This is a genomic window from Bacillus sp. 196mf, from assembly GCF_003217275.1.
Lineage (GTDB): Bacteria > Bacillota > Bacilli > Bacillales > Bacillaceae_G > Bacillus_A > Bacillus_A thuringiensis_S.
On record NZ_QJTG01000100.1, the window covers coordinates 1 to 1,605 of the forward strand.

The following is a 1,605-nucleotide window of genomic DNA, read 5'->3' on the forward strand; positions in this document are numbered from 1 at the left end:
CAGAGGATTTTATTGGTTAAATTTATTTTGATATAACAGTACTAGGACTTGCTACATACCTAGTAAATTGATAATGAACGATTCATGTAGGGATTTACTAGGTATGTGTTGCAAATTAGGATTTAATATCTTCATTTTAGATTATATACATGCCACTTTGTGGGAGACCAATAGTTATATAACCACCTGTACTTGCCCAAAAACGCTAACAGAAATTTACAATAAGAGCACTCGACACAAATCTTGTATACAATAAAACTATCATAGATTTTTTTGCGATAAAGGAGCATATACAAGATGTCCCATCTATACAAAACAGCGCATCAAACAGAAATTCCACATTTGTTACAAAAATTGAATGTCCCACTATATTACTCAAAACCAGTCATGAACCAACTGGTCCATTTTGTTGAGGATATCTTAGCTCATGGGTTTTCTGGGACTTTAACAGATATTCATCGTGAAAGTTGCCATTCACGTAATAGGCGTACCCTAAGCCATTTTTTAACGCATGGCAAATGGGATGAACATTATCTTCTGCACGTTGTGCAAGAAAGCGCTTGGCAAGCAATTCACCAAGAAGCCAAACGTATACAAGAACCTATTTTTGTGATTGTGGATGATACAGTTTGTGAAAAAACAAAGCCTTCGTCACAGGCAATGTTTGGTATGCAAGGTACTGGGGTTCATCACTCTCATACAAAAGGAAAACGAGTATGGGGTCATGAAAGAGTGGAACAAATCCTGCGCTGTGGTGACGTCATATTTCCGTACCAGTTTCAACGCTATGAATCGAAACAAGAAAGTAAGATTCAAATTGCATGTAATCTATTGAAGACATTACCAAACTGCTCATTGCCAAGGTATTTGCTAATTGACTCATGGTATCCAGCCCAAAAACTATTAGAAACTGCCCTACAAACAGGAAATCATGTAATTAGTGGTATCAAAACAAATCGTATTATATATCCCTATGGTATACGCCAATCAATAAAAGACTTCGCGAAACATGTAAGAAAAGAAGAGACCGATTTAGTGACCGTTGGTCATTCCTCTTACTATGTATATCGCTATGAAGGAAAATTAAACATGATTGAAAATGCGATTGTATTATTATGTTGGGAAGCTGCAAATCCAATGACACCCGAAAACATGCGCGCTTTTTTAAGTACCGATGTGAGCTTATCAAACAAGCAAATTATGCAGTACTACAGTAAAAGATGGGCAGTTGAAACTTATTTTCGTACTATGAAAGTCAATCTTTCCTTAAATCGGTATCAAGTACGAAGTACGAAAGCACTCGACCGTTTATGGACGTTGTTGAATTGTAGTGCCACGATTTGTATGTTGATAGAGAAAACTTCCCTTACAGTGAGCATACATCAGTGGCAAAAGAAAACTAAAAACAGTTGGATTGAATTCATTTATACCGCAGCAAAAGCAGGAGAATCTCTAAACATGATTCAAAAACAGCTGCAAGCTGCATAAGGAGAACTTTCAATTCATTTCACATGGTGATTTTTTCAAGTGTTTTTAGGCAAGTACAGTAACCACCTTTTTTGATTAATATATAAGTCCATTATAAAATATCATCATGTATAAATC

At 35.8% G+C, this 1,605-nt stretch carries 1 protein-coding gene; it reads left to right on the forward strand.

Going from position 1 to position 1,605, the window contains the following annotated elements; genetic code table 11:
- Positions 1-297: 297 nt before the first annotated feature.
- Positions 298-1,488: an IS701 family transposase gene (locus ATL10_RS30675; RefSeq protein ID WP_110498381.1), complete on the forward strand. Its 1,191-nt coding sequence runs from the start codon at positions 298-300 to the stop codon at positions 1,486-1,488.
- Positions 1,489-1,605: the final 117 nt, after the last annotated feature.